This is a genomic window from Domibacillus indicus, from assembly GCF_000970685.1.
GTDB lineage: Bacteria > Bacillota > Bacilli > Bacillales > Domibacillaceae > Domibacillus > Domibacillus indicus.
In genome coordinates, this window is the sequence record NZ_LAJB01000003.1 from 400,965 (window position 1) to 417,488 (window position 16,524).

The 16,524-nt window shown below is 45.1% G+C and carries 16 protein-coding genes and 3 riboswitches; of the genes, 5 read left to right on the forward strand and 11 right to left on the reverse strand.

What is annotated here, in order from left to right; genetic code table 11:
- Window positions 1-44 precede the first annotated feature (44 nt).
- Window positions 45-671, forward strand: coding sequence for a DUF975 family protein (locus tag VP98_RS06295; RefSeq protein ID WP_046174485.1), 627 nt, complete (start codon window positions 45-47; stop codon window positions 669-671).
- A gap of 198 nt (window positions 672-869) precedes the next feature.
- Window positions 870-1,196 carry a helix-turn-helix domain-containing protein gene (locus VP98_RS06300; protein WP_046174486.1) on the forward strand — a complete coding sequence of 109 codons (327 nt, stop codon included), beginning with the start codon at window positions 870-872 and terminating at the stop codon, window positions 1,194-1,196.
- 91 nt (window positions 1,197-1,287) lie between these two features.
- Here the strand turns inward: VP98_RS06300 and VP98_RS18515 are convergent, their stop codons facing one another.
- From VP98_RS18515 to gcvT, 8 genes are all read right to left on the reverse strand, one after another.
- Window positions 1,288-1,425 carry an anti-repressor SinI family protein gene (locus tag VP98_RS18515; RefSeq protein ID WP_082087859.1) on the reverse strand — a complete coding sequence of 46 codons (138 nt, stop codon included), beginning with the start codon at window positions 1,423-1,425 and terminating at the stop codon, window positions 1,288-1,290.
- A 21-nt stretch (window positions 1,426-1,446) separates the two neighbouring features.
- A riboswitch (cyclic di-GMP riboswitch) is annotated at window positions 1,447-1,534 on the reverse strand.
- A gap of 93 nt (window positions 1,535-1,627) precedes the next feature.
- Complete coding sequence (locus tag VP98_RS06305; protein WP_046174487.1) at window positions 1,628-2,872, reverse strand: glycosyltransferase; 1,245 nt, start codon at window positions 2,870-2,872, stop codon at window positions 1,628-1,630.
- An 831-nt stretch (window positions 2,873-3,703) separates the two neighbouring features.
- Entirely contained in the window at window positions 3,704-3,862 is a 159-nt protein-coding gene (locus VP98_RS18520; protein ID WP_082087860.1) for an anti-repressor SinI family protein, read from the reverse strand.
- A gap of 268 nt (window positions 3,863-4,130) precedes the next feature.
- Window positions 4,131-5,351, reverse strand: a complete 1,221-nt coding sequence (locus tag VP98_RS06310) for an ATP-grasp domain-containing protein (RefSeq protein WP_046174488.1) — start codon at window positions 5,349-5,351, stop codon at window positions 4,131-4,133.
- 259 nt (window positions 5,352-5,610) lie between these two features.
- Entirely contained in the window at window positions 5,611-5,901 is a 291-nt protein-coding gene (locus VP98_RS06315) for an iron-sulfur cluster biosynthesis family protein (RefSeq protein ID WP_046174489.1), read from the reverse strand.
- Window positions 5,898-7,364, reverse strand: a complete 1,467-nt coding sequence (gcvPB, locus tag VP98_RS06320; RefSeq protein ID WP_046174490.1) for an aminomethyl-transferring glycine dehydrogenase subunit GcvPB — start codon at window positions 7,362-7,364, stop codon at window positions 5,898-5,900. Before gcvPB ends, VP98_RS06315 begins: the two co-directional genes overlap by 4 nt.
- On the reverse strand, window positions 7,361-8,710 hold the full coding sequence (gcvPA, locus tag VP98_RS06325; RefSeq protein WP_046174491.1) for an aminomethyl-transferring glycine dehydrogenase subunit GcvPA: 1,350 nt from the start codon (window positions 8,708-8,710) through the stop codon (window positions 7,361-7,363). Before gcvPA ends, gcvPB begins: the two co-directional genes overlap by 4 nt.
- Entirely contained in the window at window positions 8,711-9,805 is a 1,095-nt protein-coding gene (gene gcvT, locus VP98_RS06330) for a glycine cleavage system aminomethyltransferase GcvT (protein WP_046174683.1), read from the reverse strand.
- Between the two features lie 66 nt (window positions 9,806-9,871).
- A riboswitch (glycine riboswitch) is annotated at window positions 9,872-9,951 on the reverse strand.
- A 3-nt stretch (window positions 9,952-9,954) separates the two neighbouring features.
- A riboswitch (glycine riboswitch) is annotated at window positions 9,955-10,051 on the reverse strand.
- Between the two features lie 241 nt (window positions 10,052-10,292).
- Between gcvT and VP98_RS06335 the strand changes: the two genes are divergently transcribed.
- From VP98_RS06335 to VP98_RS06345, 3 genes are read left to right on the forward strand one after another with little or no spacing between them, the layout of a single operon-like run.
- Entirely contained in the window at window positions 10,293-11,402 is a 1,110-nt protein-coding gene (locus tag VP98_RS06335) for an acyltransferase family protein (RefSeq protein WP_052712154.1), read from the forward strand.
- A 1-nt stretch (window position 11,403) separates the two neighbouring features.
- Window positions 11,404-12,795, forward strand: a complete 1,392-nt coding sequence (locus VP98_RS06340; protein ID WP_046174492.1) for a right-handed parallel beta-helix repeat-containing protein — start codon at window positions 11,404-11,406, stop codon at window positions 12,793-12,795.
- 31 nt (window positions 12,796-12,826) lie between these two features.
- Complete coding sequence (locus VP98_RS06345) at window positions 12,827-13,387, forward strand: YdcF family protein (protein WP_046174493.1); 561 nt, start codon at window positions 12,827-12,829, stop codon at window positions 13,385-13,387.
- A 112-nt stretch (window positions 13,388-13,499) separates the two neighbouring features.
- Here VP98_RS06345 and VP98_RS06350 read toward each other — a convergent pair whose 3' ends face one another.
- From VP98_RS06350 to VP98_RS06360, 3 genes are read right to left on the reverse strand one after another with little or no spacing between them, the layout of a single operon-like run.
- Window positions 13,500-14,576 (reverse strand): lipid II:glycine glycyltransferase FemX, encoded by a 1,077-nt coding sequence (locus VP98_RS06350; protein ID WP_046174494.1) that lies wholly within the window; start codon window positions 14,574-14,576, stop codon window positions 13,500-13,502.
- Between the two features lie 22 nt (window positions 14,577-14,598).
- A complete protein-coding gene (locus VP98_RS06355) occupies window positions 14,599-15,411 on the reverse strand; it encodes a GNAT family N-acetyltransferase (RefSeq protein WP_197076561.1) in 813 nt (270 codons plus the stop codon).
- Between the two features lie 21 nt (window positions 15,412-15,432).
- The gene (locus VP98_RS06360; protein ID WP_046174496.1) at window positions 15,433-16,518 is read right to left on the reverse strand and encodes a GNAT family N-acetyltransferase; all 1,086 of its coding nucleotides are present in this window, start codon (window positions 16,516-16,518) and stop codon (window positions 15,433-15,435) included.
- Window positions 16,519-16,524: the final 6 nt, after the last annotated feature.

Genomic DNA, 16,524 nt, shown 5'->3' on the forward strand with positions numbered 1-16,524 from the left:
TTAAGAAAAACATACGTATATAAGAAAAGAAAGGTGGAATGCATATGTATTACAGTAAATTACGGGCAAAAGCACGCGCTTCGCTCAAAGGAAACTGGCCGATCGCTGTAGGTCTTTTCATTGTCTCTATGCTTCTCGCTGGCGCTCCCGAGGTTATTATTAATCCAGACGAATACGACTTTTCCTGGAAAGATATCGCAGTACTCGCTTTTTCGATTTTGTTTATTCCAATGACAATCGGCTTAGTTTGGGCATGGGTGGATTTATCACGCGGCCAAAAGATCGGGTTTGCCCAATTGATTGAGCCATATAAAACCATGTTTGGCAAAAGCATTCTCGTATCACTGCTTCAAGGCCTGTTTTTATTTTTCTGGTTCCTGCTGCTTTTTGTTCCTGGCATTGTTAAATCTTTTTCTTACATGATGACGTATTACATTTTACGTGATGAACCCGGGCTTTCCCCGCTGCAGGCTATTACAAAATCACGGAGAATGATGAAAGGCCACAAAGGAGAAGCATTTGTGCTCGGCCTTTCCTTTATCGGATGGATTCTGCTCGGAATTGTCACCCTTTTCATCGGCTTTCTTTGGATCGCTCCTTACATGAGCGTGACATATGCCCATTTCTACAATACGATTCGGGCAGAGTATGAAGAAAACAACGCATTTTAAACGGCTCAGATAACTGAGCCGTTTTTTAGCGATAAGCAGAAAGTAAAAAATCCCTTGTAATATATGTCTGAATAGAAAGATAAATTCGACAATTTATTCAAACATATGGTAGAATTTTTTGGAGAGATCGATTCATTTTTATAATGCTTTCTAAAAAACATGTCTGGAATAAAACAAATAAAAAGGCAGGAGATAGCAATGTCCATTGGCGAGAGAATCCGATCGTTTCGTCTTGAAAAAGGGATGACACTGACTGAACTGGCTGCCCGGTCTGAGACAGCCAAGTCGTATATTTCTTCGGTCGAACGCAACATTCAATTAAATCCTTCTGTTCAGTTTTTAACAAAAGTATCGCGGGTACTTGACATTAATTTAAATCAGCTTTTGGATGAATCTGCCCGTGAAACCGGATCAGGGTTAGACGAGGAATGGATGATGCTTGCCAGAGAAGCAATGGAATCCGGAACAAGCAAAGAGCAGTTTAAGGAATTTCTGGAATTTCAAAAGTGGCAGAAAGCCCATTGAGCCCGTTACGCTTTCCTTTCATAACGAAAAGCAGCCGGTCTCTGGCGGATCAGCTGCTTTCAGTTTATACGTATATAAATGATGAGAAACGTCAATCTTTTCTATGCTCCTCTTGATGTGCTGTTTTTAAAAACTCTCTTATGTCCTGGACTGACAAGCCCAATTGCTTCGCTTCAGACAGTAAACTGACCCATTCTTCCTCAACGGTATGAATTTCAAGCCTATCCATCTTACGGCTTCTCCTCCCGCTTTCGGCAGCACAGCCATCCAAGCATACGTTCACTTTAGGATCTGTAACTTTGCGCCCTTACTTTTCAGTAAGTTTTCCCTTGTCACATTTGTTTTTTATTCATATAGAAACATCACAGCGTGTTGTCAGACTTTTTAAAATATTTTATGTTCATCTATTTGCCTCATTTTATATATTGAATTTATCCCTGTTTCTGTGCCTGCTCTTCTCTGCCATTATCACCTTCTGCCTGCTTTATCACTTTCGCATATACGTTCACCAGCTGATTCATTACCGGCTTTTCAGAGAAGAAAGTGTAAGTAAATAGTTGAGCCTGCCTGGCTGTTACCAATCGGATTACCTGGTTTGAAAGAATGGTTTTTGTTTTAACAATAAACTGTTCATTCGTCTCAGCAAGCATTGCTTCTTTTCCGCTTATAAACTCAATGCCTTCGTTTGCGGTATGGCTCAGGATAATCGGGCAGCCCATAGCAGCCGCTTCCAATAGAAAGTGCTTTTGTCCGCAGCCGAATCGAAGCGGACAAACATAAGCCGCGGCCTTGCTTACAGATGTGCGTATACGTTCTTTTTCTTCTATTAAAGATACTCCCTCTTCTGTAAGAAGTTTTTGTATATCAGGAGAAGGATTAGTCCCCACGATCCAGCATTTGAGCTCTGGAAAAGATCTTTTTAACCCTGGATAAATATCTTTTACAAGGCGGATGGCTGCGTCCGCGTATTCCGGTTCATTGATCGGTCCTGAAAAAATAATAGCTCTTTCCTTCGGAATACGGAGATCAGCTGCAAAAAGCGATTCTTCTATATAATTTGGCACAATGTCGAGCTTTTCAATGGTGACTGGTGCCACCTGGCGTTGATCCGCCCCGGGTGAAATAATATGATTCAATCCGCGTTTTTTTAAAAAAGATTCATATTTTCGAACTCGTCCCAGTTCGCCTCGTCTGGCGGCTTTTTCAATTAACTGGCTTGTCCACCTGTAACGCCTTTCCTGGCTGAAGCGAATCGGATCGACGTAATCGACAACAACAGGCTCTATCCAGCTGTCTATATCAGGGAAGTTATGTACCATATTGGATTGAATATGAATAATGTCAAAGCAGACTTCCTGCCTGATATGCTTAATTATTCTCCGGATTTCCGGAAACGAATGCTGTGCTGCATTTAGTGGATAACGCTTAAATAAGTAGGCTTTCAACATAGCAAAATAAAGAGAGCCTGTTTTTTCCGTATAAATACATTCCGCTCCGCAGTGGATAAGCTCTTCTCCCTCTACAAGGCAAATCGAATCATTCTTCTGAAATAGGCAATATACAAAATAATCTCTTTTTAGCAGACTGTTAATTTGCTGATACGCCCTAATTTGATCAGTTGACCCGTCGAAAGATGGACGTTTTTGTGCAATATATAAAACGTTTATCTTTACCACCCCGCCCTTTGTTCTATTTAAAGAACAATTATGAGGTGATTATAACACGTGTAGATTGCTAAATTAATAGGCAATATCACCTATTTTATTCTTGATAAAGAACAAAATAGGCGATAAAAATTATATCTCAAAAAAAAGACATTGGTTTGTACATTATATTGAACAAAGAAGGCCTAAGTACGATTCTTTGTGCTTGTTGAATGGATTCTTAAAAGTGAACAGAAAAACATATTCCCAGTTAGCCGGCAAAAAAACCCATTCTCAAAATTTTCTTTATCTAAGCGAGGAAAAGCTCGAGCTTGAGTTGTTTTCAGAAAACAAACCGGTTTATAAAACTGTCATTTAAATTTAACGCAGATGGACCATAGTATTTCTATGCACAGCTATCTTTGCTGCTGTATAGAACATACCCAAATGGGAAAGAGATTCGCCAAGAGGATATTCCGTTTTTGAGTTAAAATTATCTTCTTTTTATCAGCTAGAAACTTTAAAAGAAGTATCAGGGGCTGCGGTCTGCCGGCTACGCTTTCCTGCAGGGCGAACGCTGAACCAGCCATCGCTTTGCGCTGCCTGTTTCACCCTGTCCGCTCGTCCTGCGGGAGTCTTCGGCGGCAGGCGCGGGGCGTAGACTCCAATGGGACTAGCAGGGCAGCTGAGATCGGTGGAGCCGGCAGGCGGAGACGAGCTCAGCGCCGGCCCCATGGAACGCGAAGCTCCGCTTCACTCACCCGGGCTAAGCACTGTTCTCATACGCTTTTTTCGGGGTACAGTCTGTAAAATCATTTGTTCCATTATAAAGTAAATGACTTTGTCTACAAGCTGAAGAATCCCCTATTTAAATAGAGGATTCTTTTCTTCTTTCTGGCCGCATTTCAGAAAATGCCGCACCTCATCTGGCTCTAGACCTATTTCTCTCGCTTGCTTCATTAACTCTATCCATTCCAGATCCATTCCAGATTTGTCCAATGCTTTCCGCTCCTTTAATTTCATCCTTTCTTCCCTGCCTTTACCGGTAAAAATAGCTGGCAAGTGCTTTCTGGCTGCTTTATTAAGAATTTATTTTTCTTTCATGAAACTATTATATTAACCAGATTACTATTTATGCCTGCTATTTTAGCAGTTACTATAAACATAAATGTTACTTCCAAGTAATATACTTGCATTATGCCAGACATATTTCCATTGTACAACACGAAATAATCTAATTTTCTGCTTTTTCATTTAAAAAACTGTCCCAGTTTCCGGGACAGCTTTTCTTCTACTCTCTTTGCGTTAATTGGTCATACTCCATACAGTTTAAAATATCCTCTACTTCTTGATCATCCCGGCCAAGGACAAGCCCGATAATTTTTGATGGACCTTCAGCACCCTCTACGCAGGCAGCATCGAGAAGGCTGAGCGGGATAAATTGTTCCTGATCCATGTACTTTTCAACAACTGCCAGCCCCTCCTCGAACCAGCCGTACCATTCAAGGCAGGATAGCCGGACAGATGGCTTGTTAGATAAGCCGCGTATAGTTTCATAAAGCATAAGGCCGCATGAGGAAGCATTAAAACGCACATTCAAATCAATAAAATAAAATTCATCTCCGCGGATCAGTACATCAAAACCGGCTACTCCTGTGTACCCCGCTGCCGCGATATTTTGCATAACCTTTAGTCCTGCTTCAACAACTCGTTCGAATGGAGCCGCTTCTGTGCTGATCCAGCTGCCGCGGAAGCAGTTATCCTGATTGACGACCTGTTCAGACTTGCCCAAAAACCGGACATTGCCAAACTGGTCTGCTGCATAATGAAAACCAAAATTCCGCTCGTATTCTATATATTCTTCTAAAATGATGGTTGATAAGTCACCAAAATCTTCATTTATATTATAAAGCTGTTCCTTTCTTTCAATAAACAGCACACCACACCCGCCGGATGTAGGGCGTCCGTCTCCTGTTTTTAAAATAAAAGGCATAGGCGGCGTATTTTCCAGCAGTTCATCCAGGCTTACCATTCTTCTTGGCGGAACATGCTCCGCAGGAACAAGAGCCGGAATACTGCGCTTATCGCTTAAATAAGCAATGATAGATGGATCAACCCAATAAAGAGGTGCCGGAGCATCTTCAGGAGGATGCGGGTATTGAAAAATAACTTTTTTGCCTTGCAAAGACAACTTCTGCAAAATAGATACATATTCTTTGTCGTTCCGGTACGTGTAACGGAAAGACGGCAAATGCAGACCCGCTTTTTCAAGCAAACGAACGGCACCAGGCGTTACAGTGCCTTCATGGCAAATAACCGGCATTTCTCCGGCTACCCCAAGCTCTCGTCCGGTTAATGCTTCAAGACTAAGTAAATCGCCTCCAAAGTGTTCATAATCATGTGCAAATAATTTCGGCGAGTATACGTATCCTTTTCCATAAATATCTTCCGAACTTTGCTCGGGTTGAATCATACCTATAAAAGAATGAAACGGCCATGCTCTTTCCCCCATTTAAAGCCACCTTCCTTCATAAAGATAACAACTATTTATGTATATACGTTTGCAAGCGGTTTCAAACATATAAATTAAAAAACAGGAAGAAAGCCTTAACGGTTTCGTATTATGCCTGTTCCATTTTCCTTTTTCTTTAAACAAACAAAAGATAAGGGTATCAAGCCGTTGTTTTTTACAAAGACTGAAAGCCGCGTGCCTGCTGTTTTGAAAACGGCCGCCAGAAGGAAGCCGTTCTTCAAAGCAGACATCCAGGCGTTCAGCAGCTCGAGCCAAACGAATCGGCAAAGCTGAACCCTGAAGCATTTGTATAGTCGATGATCAGCTCCTCCTCCAAATACCGCCTTGTGAAGAGATCCATACAGAGGAAAATACCGTGACCGCAGTCATAAGCCGTATCATTCCGGCGAGGCTCGTCAAGCACAATAGAGAACTGAACAGCCATACCGCATCCTCCGGAAACATTGGCATCCAGTCTTATTACCGCGTTTTCCTCAATGGGCCAGTCAAGCAGCTGCTGCCGGGCAGCTTCGGTCAGGATGATATTCATGGCTGAGCTTTCTTTTTTTCGCAGCGGACAATTGGCTGCCGCGCCGCTTTTACTTCGTTCAGCCGGCCGATCACTGTTGTATGAGGGGCATTTAAAACAATATCGGGATTTTCTTCTGCTTCTTTTGCAATTTGAATCATGGCAGCTGCGAAGGCATCAAGAGTTTCTTTCGATTCTGTTTCGGTCGGCTCAATCATCAAACACTCTTCCACATTAAGCGGGAAATAAATCGTAGGCGGATGATAGCCAAAATCAAGCAGCCGCTTGGCTATATCAAGAGTGCGTACGCCCAGCTTTTTTTGTTTAGAGCCTGAAAGCACAAATTCATGCTTGCTCACCTGCTCATATGGCGACACAAAATATGGTTCTATTTTTTTCCGTAAATAGTTTGCGTGCAGCACGGCGCTTTCTGATACCTGGCGAAGCCCGGCCGGTCCCATTGTGCGGATGTACGTGTACGCACGGACCAAAATACCGAAGTTTCCGTAATAGCCTTTCACACGCCCAATTGACAGCGGTTCATTTGTTTTTAATACAAACTTCCCGTCTTCTTTTTCAATACGGGGCACCGGCAGAAAAGGAATCAGTTTTTTATGAACGCCCACCGGCCCTGCTCCCGGCCCGCCCCCTCCGTGCGGTGTTGTAAAGGTTTTATGCAAATTTAAGTGAACAACATCAAAGCCCATTTTGCCCGGTGTTGTTTTTCCTAAAATGGCATTTGCATTGGCGCCGTCATAATACAGGAGACCGCCTGCATCATGGATAATCCCGGCGATATCCAGAATGTCTTTTTCAAACAAGCCGAGTGTGTTTGGGTTTGTCAGCATAAGAGCTGCTGTATCATCATCGACATGCTTTTTCAGCTCTTCCACATCTACAAGGCCGTGTTCATTTGATGGAATGGTGACTGTGCGGAATCCGGCTGCTGCCGCACTGGCTGGATTGGTACCGTGCGCGGAGTCGGGCACGAGCACTTTTGTGCGCTTTTCACTTTTTTGCTCATGGTAGGCTTTGATCATCATAAGTCCGGTCCACTCGCCCTGGGCGCCCGCGGACGGCTGGAGCGTAACAGCATCCATGCCGGTAATGGCCGCCAGATCCTCCTGCAGCTCATACAAAAGCTGAAGCGCTCCCTGTACCGTTTCCCCTGGCTGATAAGGATGGATACGGCTGAAGCCGTCCAGACGGGCCGCATCTTCATTTATTTTCGGGTTATACTTCATCGTGCAGGAGCCAAGTGGATAAAAGCCATTATCCACTCCATGATTTTTATTTGAGAGTGCCGTATAATGCCGGACAAGCTGCAGCTCGGATACTTCCGGAAGCTCCGGCGCTTCCTCCCGAATTAAATGCGCCGGCAGCTTTTCCGAAAGATCCACGGCATCTACATCCCGCTCGGGAAGACTGCAACCGACACGGCCCGGGCGGCTGATTTCAAAAATAAGATTATTGTAATTGCTCATCGGCCCATCCCCTCCATCACTTCGATAAATTGGTCGATTTCCGTTTTTGTCCGCTGCTCCGTGACAGCAACAAGCATCTGATTCGGCTGCCCGTAATCGCTGTCCAGGCTAAAGCCGCCGATAAATCCGTGTTCAATTAATCTGCTCTGTGTATCTTCAGCTGCCCGGGGAAGCTCAATGATAAACTCGTTGAAAAAGGGCGCATTATTCAGAACAGGAAATCCTTTCTGTTTAAACAATTCCGCTGCATAATCCGCTTTTTCAAAATTCAGCCGTGCCATTTCACGCAGCCCGGTTTTGCCAAGTGCCGTCATACAAACAGCAGACGCCAGCGCGTTCAGCGCCTGATTTGAGCAGATATTTGATGTCGCTTTGTCACGGCGGATATGCTGTTCGCGCGCCTGCAGAGTCAGAACAAAGCCGCGGTTTCCTTTTTCATCCGTTGTTTGGCCAACAATCCGTCCGGGAATTTTGCGCATCAGCTTTTTTGTGACAGCAAAATAACCGCAGGAAGGGCCGCCAAATGCCATCGGAATACCGAGCGGCTGCATATCGCCAACGACGATATCTGCTCCAAGCCTCCCCGGCGGCTGCAGAAGGCCGAGAGCAAGCGGATTGGCGCTCACCACAAGGAAGGCGCCCTGTTTCTTCGCTATCTCATTTATTTCTTTTAAATCCTCAATGGAACCAAAAAAGTTGGGATATTGGACGATAACGGCAGCCGTATCACTATCCATTTTTTGTTTCAGGGCATCCAAATCTGTTATATCTCCGGCAAGAATCGCTTCTTCTGCTGTATAACCGGGACCTGCTGCTGTTGTGTTTAAAATAGTCCGCGCTTCTGGATGAACAGCCTGTGAAACGATGAATTTGGATCGTTTTGTATACGCCGCTGCCAGAGACGCCGCTTCGGCAAGAGCGGTAAAGCCGTCATACATGGAAGCATTCGCAGCATCCATTCCTGTCAGCTCACATACCATTGTTTGAAACTCAAATATTGCCTGCAGCTCCCCCTGGGAGATTTCCGGCTGGTAGGGCGTGTAAGCAGTATAAAATTCCGAGCGGGAAATCATATGATGGACAACACTTGGGATGTAATGATCATATATTCCGGCACCAAGAAATGTCGGCAGCTCGCTGGCAGTCATATTCCGGCGGGCCAGCTTTTGAAGCTCCTTCCATAAACCAGGCTCGGATTTTGCCTTCGGAATGGAAAGCTCACCGTCCAGGCGAATGGATTCCGGCATATCAGAAAAAAGCTCATCAATCGATGCCATATTTAAAAACGACAGCATTTCTTTTTGATCTTCCTCAGTGTCAGGCAAATATCGGAATGTTGATGTCATTTAATTGGCTCCTCTCTTATAAAACGGCAAATCTACAACAACCGCTTTTACTTTTTTCCTGCGGATTTCTACAAAAAACGTTGTTCCCACACCCGAAAACTCGGCTTGCACAAGCGCCAGGCCAATTGATTTTTTTAAAGTTGGCGAGTAGGTACCCGACGTTACAAATCCAACCGGCTCACCGGACTCCGAAACAACCCGGCAGCCGGTCCGCGGAATTCCCCGGTCCATCATATGTATGCCGGCTATTTTGCGGGCAAGACCCGTTTCTTTTTGCTTTTGCAGTGCCTCCTGGCCGGGAAATGCTGATTTTTTACCGGTTTTTACTGCAAATCCAATGCCCGCTTCAAGCGGGCTGATTTCCTCTGTCAGCTCCTGTCCGTACAAAGGAAGCCTTGCTTCTAAGCGAAGGGTATCCCGCGCTCCAAGGCCGCACAGCGTCACGTTTTCTCCTGCCAGCCTCCTCCACAGGACAGCAGCATTCGCGGCATCCACATACAGCTCGAATCCGTCTTCTCCTGTATAACCCGTGCGGGAAAGGAGTACGTTATTCACCCCGCCAATGGAAACATGATCTTTAAAGTGGAACGGGCGGATAGCGGATAGATTTTCTTTCGTAAGTTCCTGCAAAACCTCTTCCGCTTTAGGGCCCTGTACCGCCAGCAGGGCTGTTTCCTCTGACAAATTGGCTGCCGTTACGCCACTGGCAAGGTGCTGCTTTATCCATTCCATGTCTTTGTCAATATTAGCGGCATTCACAACAAGCATCCATTCATCCTCCGCCTTTTTGTATACGAGCAAGTCATCCACTGTACCGCCATCTTCGTAACACATAGCCGTGTACAATGCCCTGCCTTTTGAAAGGGAAGACAAATCATTTGTAAGGAGGGAATTAAGACAGCTTTCCGCCCCTTTCCCTTTAACAAGCACCTCTCCCATATGCGATACATCAAACATGCCTGCACCTGACCGCACCGCCTCATGCTCTTTTAGGATACTTGTAAATTGTACCGGCAGCGCCCAGCCTCCAAAATTGATCACTCTGGCTCCGTGCTTTTCATATTCTTCAAAAAGCGGCGTTTTCTTCAGCTCCATCACTCAAGCACCTCCATTTAGCTTTTTTGATATAAAAAAAGACAGAGAAAAGGTATCGCCCCTTTTCTCTGTCCCGTTTACCTGAAAGTTTAATCCAAAATGGATTTTCCCCTTTGGCGGCATGTTCGGTCATGCTCTCTCCAGAGCTGCGTCCAATTGCAGTCCAATCTGCCTGAAAGATTCGTTTCAAGGTTTTTTGAAACTTGCTTCGTCGGCGGCATTTATGCTCTCTCCCACAATTGTCATCCGCGCTTATTCACCTATCAACCTCATCTTAATCAATCCCGCTTTCTTTTACAAGTATTTTCTGAAAAATTAGTTTTATCAGACAATTAAACAATTAGATTGACAGGAAGCCGGAAAAAAACGGAGGGCAGAAAACCCAGCAAATCACTTTACTTTTTCCGATAAGCATAGTAAAATTCTTTATAACGAACATATCGTTCTAAAAAAAGAATAGAGTTTTTTAAAATCAGGAGGGGTGATTATGAAAGATAACCGGTCGCTTATCAATGAAATATTCATCTTGCGAAGTGCCGCCTGTCTCAGCATTTTGCTTTTACATGTTCTGGACCGTGTCTATTTAGACTCCAGTGAAACGATCAACGGCTTTAGTGTACTGCTTACGTTTGGAACCCCTGCCTTTGTGTTTATTTCCGAGTTTATCATTGCATATTCCTACCGGGACCGGGCCATTAAAGCGTTCTGGGCCAGCCGGATTAAATATATTTTTCTTCCATACTTGTCTTTTGGACTGTTTTATGCGGCAGCAAAAGCGGCTGAGCAGGCAGGCAGCGGCACCGCTTTTCCAGAAGCGTTTTTTACTTATGCATGGCGTCATATTTTGCTCGGTGACTACCATGGCTACTTTATTTTGATTATCTTTCAATTCTATGCGCTTCATATGCTTTTCCATCAGTATTTAAAAAATGCATCGCCAAAAAAAGTAATTGCCGGTTCCTTTTTGATTAATACGGCTTATTTGTCCTTCTTTAATTTCGTTCCGCCTCTGGATATTCCATTTGCCGATTATATTTGGACACAGTATTATTGGGTTCCCTTTTTAGGATGGGTCTTCTACTTTGCGCTCGCCTTCTACAGCGGCTATTATTACGAAGCATTTCAGCAGCTGCTTGTTAAGTACCGGCGCTGGACGACCGTATCTGTCCTGGCATTCGGCTTACTATCCATTTCACTTTACCACTTTGACATTATGCCGCTTGTTTCATCGAAACGGATCGATATGCTCTTTTTCACAGCCAGCATGATTTTTTTCCTTTATTCACACGCCATGCTGCTGAAAAAAGTGCCTCGCTTTTTCACCTGGATCAGCCAGTATTCCTTTGGAATTTACTTATTCCATCCGCTGTTCCTTGCTTTATTCGCTGCTGTTTCATTTATCTGGCAGGATATGCCGAAGCTTATTACAATCCCCGCTTTGTTTTTCGCATGTATCGGCTTATCAGCGTTTACCGTCTATCTAGTTAATAAACTTCCATTTGGCGCTTACATCGTCGGCAAAATCGGCGCCAGCAGAAAAAAAACAGCACCGTATTCTGTGAAAAATCTCGATGTGCCGACCGTGAAGGTGAATTAATATGGGCACTATGATGAATCGTGATACTGAAACTCGTTCCCAATATAAGCTATGGGTTCCTTTTGCCTTTCTCATTCTTTTGATTGCAGCCGGCCTCCTTCTTCAGCAGAAGGAGCCTCCAGCCACCGGCCAGGAGACAGCCCAGCTGCTGCAGGAAGAACAGCCGGTTCCAGAACGGCAAAATAATACAAAGCCGCCCGAAGAATTCGATGCCGGGATTTACGGGGCAGTTCCAAATGACTCAAAAGACGATACAAAAGCCATTCAGGCGGCTATTGATGCAGCAGCGGAAAAAGGAGGCATCGTCCGAATTCCAGCCGGCACATTTCTTATCAACACAGACCCGCAAACAGGCTCACTGAATGTCAAAGATGGCTCTGATATCCGAATGGACAGCAAAACGGTTCTGCAAAGCATTCCTAATGATCTGCCTATTTACCGGGTTTTTACTGTATACAATCGGAAAAACGTGAAAATCAGCGGCGGCACTCTGATCGGTGACCGGTATGAGCATAAAGGAACCGAAGGAGAGTTTGGACATGGCATCTTTATCGGTGGCAATTCCAGCCATGTCACTGTGTCCGGTGTAATCTCAAAGGATTTTTGGGGAGATGGATTTATTATTGAAGGCGATACGAAAAGCGGCTCCTATCCGACGAACATCGTTGTCGAAAAATCAACCGGCCATAACAACCGCCGGCAGGGAATTTCGATTACAGCCGGCAAAAATATCGTTGTAAAAAACAACACCTTTTCCAAAACAAATGGCACTTCACCAGAAGCGGGCATTGACCTTGAGCGCGACCCGCCGTTCAACCTGCCTCTTGAAAATGTATCGCTCTTAAACAATAAATTACTAGATAATCACGGCTACGGCATTGCTTTTGTGTATGCAAGCGGCAACAGGGCCGAAAACAATATTATTCAAAATAATAAAGAAGGCGGCGTTTATATTGGAGGCGGCCAGGACGACGGGGCGGCCAATAACAATACGGTCCACGATAATGTTATTTCAGGTAATGGGACAGGCATCTTTGTCAACTTTTCCACCTCGAACCTGATTACAGCCAATACAATCGAAAAAAATGCAAAGGACGGAGTTTCCTTAATCAATCATATCGGGGAAAACCAAATTTCTCAGAATATTATTCGCAAAAACAAAGGAAATGGCCTGTATATATGGGGCGGCCTGTATGATAAGAGCGGGGTTGTCATTCAGTCGAATGAAGTAAAAGACAACGGCGGAATCGGTCTGTCAATCGTTGATGTTTCCGACATTAAGGTTATGTATAACCAGCTGCTCGATAATAAGGACTCGGGAATTACGCTTAAATCTGTACAAGGGTCCACGGTTCATAAAAATACGTCAAAAGGAAATGGGGGCAGCGAATAAGCAATGAGTAAAGAAAGGAGAATGTTCATTGATGACCCGTAAAAAACGGCGGTTGTTGACCGGCTTTTCGATTTTCGGAGCCGGTCTTCTCGCCGCTTTTTTGCTGAATGCCGGCGACCTTTTACTGCTTGAGGAGCGGCCGGAGCCATCCGATGTAATTGTTGTGCTCAGCCCTGGAACAGAGCGGATTGAAGCTGGAGTCCGTTTGTGGAAGGAACATTATGCAGATAAAATTATTTTAACCCGTGCCAACACAGGCACATTTACTGTGCAGAAAACCGAGGCTCTTGGCGTTCCAGAAGAAGATATTATTGCCGAAGAACAGGCACACAGCACCTACACAAACGCGACATATACAAAAGAATTAATGAAGGAGCGCGGCGACCAGTCAGCGGTTATCGTAACAAGCGACTACCATATGAGACGCACAAAATTCATCTTTGAAAAAGTCTTTCAGGGCAGCGGCATGAGCCTTTCTTATTTCAGTGTTCCCTCCCGGTATGAATTCACCGCCTGGTGGAATGACGCTGAAAGCAAAATTATGCTCTGGAAGGAATACACAAAGCTGGCCGGCTACTACGTACTTTATTAATCTAAAATGCCTGAGCGGACCAGCCGCCCGGGCATTTTTTCGCTGTTGTGGATTGGAAATCCCTTTTCTTGCACATACAAAAAACGACGCTTTTTTTTGCGCCGTTTTTTGTTTAAACAATGACATGTTCTGTTTTTTCTTCTAATGTGGGATGCCGGTATAGCGGGAAGAACTCGCTGGATGCATCCAGTCCTTCCGTCAGCTTTTCGTACATATCCGGCAAGTGAATTTTCTTCCCGATATAAAATTCCAGCAGCGGATTTTTTGTGAAGTTCCGCTTAAATCGAAGCAGGTCGTCTCCCTGCTGGTATCCTCCGCCAAGGTGCAGCGACTTATAGCCAAGCTTGCCAAACCAGGCTGCCGCGTGCCAGACAAGCAGGTTCGATGGGGCCAGATGCAGATATTCCTGCTTTGAGCCTGTTAAGTGATAGGACACATACCCGTTGTAATGCATAAACATTGCTGAAGCAATGATTTCCTCCTCATAGCGAACGGCAAATATGGTTAAATGGCCGCCCAGCAGTTCAACGGTGTCTCTAAAAAATTGTTTATCAAAAAAGTAATAAGTGTCCGCCTGGTTTTTCTCCATCGTTTTGGCGTAATTTTCGGCAAACCAGTTTAAATGATCCAGCCCTTCCCGGGTAACCGTCAGCCCCTGCTTCATCGCATATTTCACCCGGTTTCTCCCTTTATTCCGCAGGCTGTCCATTAACGCGGCTTCGTCCGCCTGAAGCGTGAGGCTGACTGTATTTCGATTGAACACGGGGAAAACCCCGCTGTAATCTTTATGATTGCCGACAAGAGGATGGAACCGGACAAATTCCGTTACGATATTTTGCATCTGGCAGTATTCGCTAAACACCTGCTGAAAGGTTTGAAAGTGCCTTTTTCGTTCCTGCTCATCCAGTATATTCGTCAGCGGACCTCCATAGCCATATGGAGTTGTAATGTCATACAGCTTTTCCTGAACAGCTGCATTCAGCCGGGAACGGTCAATTTCCCGCAGCAGGTACGGGTAGCATATGCAGCTGCTTCCGTCTTCGTAAACGAACAGCTGTGCCTGTCCTTCCCGGTTGTTTTCATAAATGTGACAATACTCCGCTGTAAAATAAATATCGGCAGACGGCATTTGATTTATATAATACTGCCACTGCTCTTTATCCTGGATGCTCAGTACCTTGAATAGCATTCCCTCACCCCATTGTCATATTTTAGTTCAATTGCTTTTCAAGCCGCACACTGGTACTCACCCTGCGCCAGCCATCCCCTGGCTCCTCTTCATCCTGGCGAATCATAAACAGGTTCCGATGCCGGTCAAGCTGTGAAAGAATTTTGTAGTAGCCAGGGTCCGGTTCTTCAGCCGGAACGCGAAAATACAGATCGCCAAGCCGGTTTACCTGGGACACTCCATAGTCTGTTTCTACGTAAAATTGAGAAAACCCGAATTCTTTTTGATTTACCTCTGCATTCGGATAGCCGGTTACGATAAAAGCTGGAGCCGCTCCCCCTGTTGATTCCGCATTCCGGCCTGTCCACCAGTGTATTCTATTGGTTTCTGTGTACCCGGATTTTGCATATTTTTCAAGAGCCCGCTCATTCCAGGCAAAGCAGTCCAGAGCCACTGCAGCTGCGCCCGTCTGCTTTGCCACATATTCTGTATGACTTAAAAGCAGGCTGCCGATGCTTCGCCCCCGCGCTTCTTTCTGTACGCAAAAATTATTAATAAAAAGCCGCTCCCCTATGCGGCGCAGTTCAATAAAGCCGAGCAGCACGCCTTCATCATAAGCCCCGTACAGCCATGTTTGATTATGCTCCGGCGGGATAGCCTGCTGGTATTCCAGGAATGTGGTGTAGCCCGAGCTTGAAAAAACCGTCAATGAGTAAGCAAGCGGATGGGCGCTGCCAAGCCATTCTCCCGTCCATTTCGCAACCATCGGCATATCCTGCGGCCGCAGCTGCATAACCGTTAGCTCCTGCAGGTCCTCCGGCATCCATTCTCTTTTCTCTAAGCCGTACTGTTTCACTGGCATTTCCCCCTCCCTCGTTTATCCGGTCATCATGCGGTATTCAGGAAAAAACGCAGCCTGTTCTCCTTCTCTGTCTATCGGAAGCCGGGCGGACAGCGCTTCGTAAATGTGATCCAGGTGAATCTTTTTGCCGACTTTATATTCCGTCAAGCTGTTTGAGAATTGACGTTTATAAGCAAACAGCGAGTCTCCTTTTTCTTTTCCGCCGCCGTGATCTATAAAGCGATAGCCCTTTTTTTTCGCCCACAAAATGCACTCATAGCGCAAATAACAGTTTGGGCAGAGCGGCAGAAACTCTTTTAAAGATGCGCTTAAGTGAATAGTAGCGAACTCACCGCCTGCCAGAATAAGATTCACTGATATAATCCGGCCGCTATGCACAGCATACGCAAGTGTCACACAGGGTGCGAGCACTCGAAAGTACGATTGAAAAAAAGAACGTGAAAAATAATAAAAAGGAGATGCATTCTTTTTATCCATTGTTTCCGTGTAAATGCTGTGAAACGTCGTGACATCTTCCGGTGTAATATCTTTTCCGTCAACGAACAGCACATCGACATCATTTTTTTTCGCTTTTTTTATTCGGCGCTTTTTGCTGGAAGCGATGTTTTCCCATATCTGCTCCTCGGGTATTTCCAGGTTATTGTAGACAATGTCACCAACAGGCGTAATCAGCATATATTCTTCTAATCCTTTATCATTGTTGAGATAAGGATGAAACCGGACAAACTCACTGACAATGCCTTCTGACTGGCAGTACTGGCTGAATGCTTTCCGAAACCTTTGAACAAATCCGCCATCTTTCTGAAGAGATGAATGGGAATAAAGCGGGCCTCCATATCCGTAAGGCGTTACGATATCAAAATAGCTTTTTCCCTGAACAGCTTCCGGGATTTCCCGAAGTAAGTATGGATATAGAGCGAAGTTCTCGCTGCTTTCCTCGTAAACAAATAAGCGGGCGCTTCCTTCTCCACGCTGCTCATATAAAGCTAAATAATCCGCTAAAAAAAAGACATCCGGCGTTTCGCAAGCTTTCACAAGCTTATTCCACCCGTCCCGGTTTTCCACAGTCAATAAGTGACAGGCTGCTGCTTTGCCAATCATACAAGC

What these genes read in the sequence shown, in the direction of transcription:
- VP98_RS06300 (WP_046174486.1), top strand. Translation starts at nt 870, where the DNA reads ATGTCCATTGGCGAGAGAATCCGATCGTTTCGTCTTGAAAAAGGGATG.
- VP98_RS06350 (WP_046174494.1), bottom strand. Translation starts at nt 14,576, where the DNA reads ATGCTATTCAAGGTACTGAGCATCCAGGATAAAGAGCAGTGGCAGTAT.
- gcvPA (WP_046174491.1), bottom strand. Translation starts at nt 8,710, where the DNA reads ATGACATCAACATTCCGATATTTGCCTGACACTGAGGAAGATCAAAAA.
- VP98_RS06345 (WP_046174493.1), top strand. Translation starts at nt 12,827, where the DNA reads ATGACCCGTAAAAAACGGCGGTTGTTGACCGGCTTTTCGATTTTCGGA.
- gcvT (WP_046174683.1), bottom strand. Translation starts at nt 9,805, where the DNA reads ATGGAGCTGAAGAAAACGCCGCTTTTTGAAGAATATGAAAAGCACGGA.
- VP98_RS18520 (WP_082087860.1), bottom strand. Translation starts at nt 3,862, where the DNA reads ATGAAATTAAAGGAGCGGAAAGCATTGGACAAATCTGGAATGGATCTG.
- VP98_RS06310 (WP_046174488.1), bottom strand. Translation starts at nt 5,351, where the DNA reads ATGGGGGAAAGAGCATGGCCGTTTCATTCTTTTATAGGTATGATTCAA.
- gcvPB (WP_046174490.1), bottom strand. Translation starts at nt 7,364, where the DNA reads ATGAGCAATTACAATAATCTTATTTTTGAAATCAGCCGCCCGGGCCGT.
- VP98_RS06360 (WP_046174496.1), bottom strand. Translation starts at nt 16,518, where the DNA reads ATGATTGGCAAAGCAGCAGCCTGTCACTTATTGACTGTGGAAAACCGG.
- VP98_RS06295 (WP_046174485.1), top strand. Translation starts at nt 45, where the DNA reads ATGTATTACAGTAAATTACGGGCAAAAGCACGCGCTTCGCTCAAAGGA.
- VP98_RS06315 (WP_046174489.1), bottom strand. Translation starts at nt 5,901, where the DNA reads ATGAATATCATCCTGACCGAAGCTGCCCGGCAGCAGCTGCTTGACTGG.
- VP98_RS18515 (WP_082087859.1), bottom strand. Translation starts at nt 1,425, where the DNA reads ATGGATAGGCTTGAAATTCATACCGTTGAGGAAGAATGGGTCAGTTTA.
- VP98_RS06340 (WP_046174492.1), top strand. Translation starts at nt 11,404, where the DNA reads ATGGGCACTATGATGAATCGTGATACTGAAACTCGTTCCCAATATAAG.
- VP98_RS06335 (WP_052712154.1), top strand. Translation starts at nt 10,293, where the DNA reads ATGAAAGATAACCGGTCGCTTATCAATGAAATATTCATCTTGCGAAGT.